3 protein-coding genes are annotated in these 2,618 nt (G+C 64.1%); all 3 read left to right on the forward strand.

Annotation, left to right across the window (positions count from 1 at the left end; genetic code table 11):
- On the forward strand, positions 1 to 1,177 hold a 1,177-nt coding region (locus VFE81_RS09075; RefSeq protein ID WP_325044272.1), incomplete at its 5' end, for a xanthine dehydrogenase family protein molybdopterin-binding subunit.
- A gap of 22 nt (positions 1,178 to 1,199) precedes the next feature.
- Positions 1,200 to 1,997, forward strand: a complete 798-nt coding sequence (locus tag VFE81_RS09080) for a xanthine dehydrogenase family protein subunit M (RefSeq protein WP_325044273.1) — start codon at positions 1,200 to 1,202, stop codon at positions 1,995 to 1,997.
- Positions 1,998 to 2,170: 173 nt separating this feature from the next.
- Positions 2,171 to 2,618, forward strand: a 448-nt coding sequence (locus VFE81_RS09085; RefSeq protein ID WP_325044274.1) for a MoxR family ATPase, incomplete at its 3' end; no start/stop codon positions are given.

A 2,618-nucleotide genomic window follows, 5' to 3' on the forward strand; every position in this document is an offset into this window, starting at 1 on the left:
AATCCGCCGCCGCAATTTCATCCGCACGTTTCCGTATGCGACGCCAGTCGGCCTCACCTACGATACGGGCGACTACGAGACCACCCTGAACCGCGCGCTCGAACTCGCGGACGTGAAGGGCTTCGACGCCCGCAGGCAGGCATCCGAAAAGAACGGCAAGCGGCTCGGCCTCGGCTACTCGTGCTACATCGAAGCCTGCGGTTTGGCGCCGTCGAACATCGCCGGTGCACTCGGCGCACGAGCCGGGCTTTTCGAAGTCGGCCAGATTCGCGTGCATCCGACGGGTTCCGTCACCGTGTTCACCGGCTCGCACAGTCACGGCCAAGGACATGAGACAACCTTCGCGCAAGTGGTCGCGGACCGCCTGGGCATTGCGCTGGAAAGCGTGGAGATCGTTCATGGCGACACCGGCCGTATTCCGTTCGGCATGGGCACGTACGGCTCGCGCTCGATCGCGGTCGGCGGCTCGGCCATTATGAAGGCGCTCGACAAGATCGAAGCCAAGGCGAAGAAAATCGCCGCGCACCTGCTCGAAGCCGCGGCGGAAGACATCGAGTTCAAGGACGGCGTGTTCCGCGTCGCGGGCACCGATCGCACCAAGGCATTCGCCGACATCTCGCTCGCCGCGTATGTGCCGCACAATTATCCACTCGACGTGCTCGAACCGGGTCTTGAGGAAAGTGCGTTCTACGACCCGAGCAACTTCACGTATCCGGCGGGCTCGTACATCTGCGAGATCGAGGTCGATCCGGAGACGGGTGTCTGCCGTATCCAGCAATTCACCGCAGTCGACGATTTCGGCAACGTGATCAATCCGATGATCGTCGAAGGCCAGGTGCATGGCGGCCTCGCTCAGGGCATCGGGCAGGCAATGCTGGAGCGCTGCGTGTACGACAACGAAAGCGGCCAGTTGCTGTCCGGCTCATACATGGACTACGCGATGCCGCATGCATCCGATCTGCCCAACTTCACCGTTGAAACCGCAAAAGGCACGCCGTGCACACACAACCCGCTCGGCGTAAAAGGCTGCGGCGAGGCAGGCGCGATCGGCTCTCCACCAGCAGTGATCAACGCGATCCTCGACGCGCTTGCGCCACTCGGCGTGACCGACCTGCAAATGCCGGCGACGCCGCATCGCGTGTGGTCCGCGATCCACGCGGCCAAGCAACCCCATTGAGATCCTGAGCGGAGCATTCGACATGTATTCATTCGAGTATCAACGCGCGACGGATCCGAAAGCGGCCGCCGCAGCCATCGTCGCCGACAGTGACGCAAAGTTTCTCGCCGGCGGACAAAGCCTGTTGCCGACCATGCGTCTGCGGCTCGCGCAGCCGTCGCAACTGATCGACGTGACGCGGATTCTCGCGCTCAAGTCGATCACCGTCGACGCCGGCAAGGTGACCATTGGCGCCGCTGTCTGTCATGCGGACGTCGCCGATCACGCCGAACTTCGGCGCGTATCGCCGGCGCTCGCGGATCTCGCCGGGCACATCGGCGATCGCCAGGTGCGCGCGCTCGGCACGATCGGCGGCTCGCTCGCGAACAACGATCCGGCCGCCTGCTATCCGGCGGCGGCGATGGCCTTGGACGCGACCATCGTCACCGATCGGCGACGAATTTCGTCGAGCGATTTCTTCGTCGGCATGTATGAAACCGCGCTAGCTCCCGACGAGCTGATCGTGGCCGTCGAGTTTCCCGTGCCTGAGCGCGCCGGCTACGAGAAATTCCGCAACCCGGCGTCACACTTTGCGCTGGTCGGTGTGTTCGTCGCGAAGTTCGCGAGCGGCGTGCGAGTCGCGGTGACCGGTGCGGCGTCTTCGGTATTTCGTGTGCCGGAACTGGAAAGCGCGCTATCAGCGAATTTCACGCCTGATGCCGCGCGAGCAGTGACCGTGTCCGACGCCGACCTGAACACCGATATGCACGCGAGCGCCGAATATCGCGCGCATCTGATTCCGGTGCTGGCCGCGCGAGCCGTGACGAAGGCGAATAGTTAGTGGCTCTCGCAGTTTGCGGCTGACGTGACGTGCCTCGGCATGGCGCGTTAGCCGCGCTCCCGGCTCGCGCTGTCCGTCACCGCTGCGGCTGCGGTCATGAACTTCTTACCCGTTGCGTCGCGGCCGCGCCGCCCCGCGCCTCACCCGTTTCACCGTGCAGATTCAGGAACGCCATGCAGCCTGCTTCAATCGACGACACGCTCGCGCAACTCGCCGCCCAAAGCTACTTCGCCAGCCGCGAACTCGCGACCGCGTTGTACCTCGCACTGCGCATGGAGCGGCCGTTGTTCGTCGAAGGCGAGCCGGGCGTCGGCAAAACCGAACTCGCCAAAGCCGCGGCGGGCATGCTCGGCACCTCGATGCTGCGGCTGCAATGTTACGAAGGACTCGACACCGCCAGCGCGCTCTACGAATGGGACTACCCGCGCCAGATCATGGCACTGCGTCTGGCCGAAGCCGCGGGCGAGCGGCCTGGCAATGACACGCTGTATCGTAGCGAATTCCTGCTGAAGCGTCCGCTGCTGCAAGCGTTGATGCCCGACGAAAATCATCCAGGTGCGCGACGCGTGCTGCTGATCGACGAAATCGATCGCGCCGACGAACCGTTCGAAGCTTTCCTGC

The sequence above is a fragment of the Paraburkholderia sp. genome (assembly GCF_035656215.1).
Classification (GTDB): Bacteria; Pseudomonadota; Gammaproteobacteria; order Burkholderiales; family Burkholderiaceae; genus Paraburkholderia.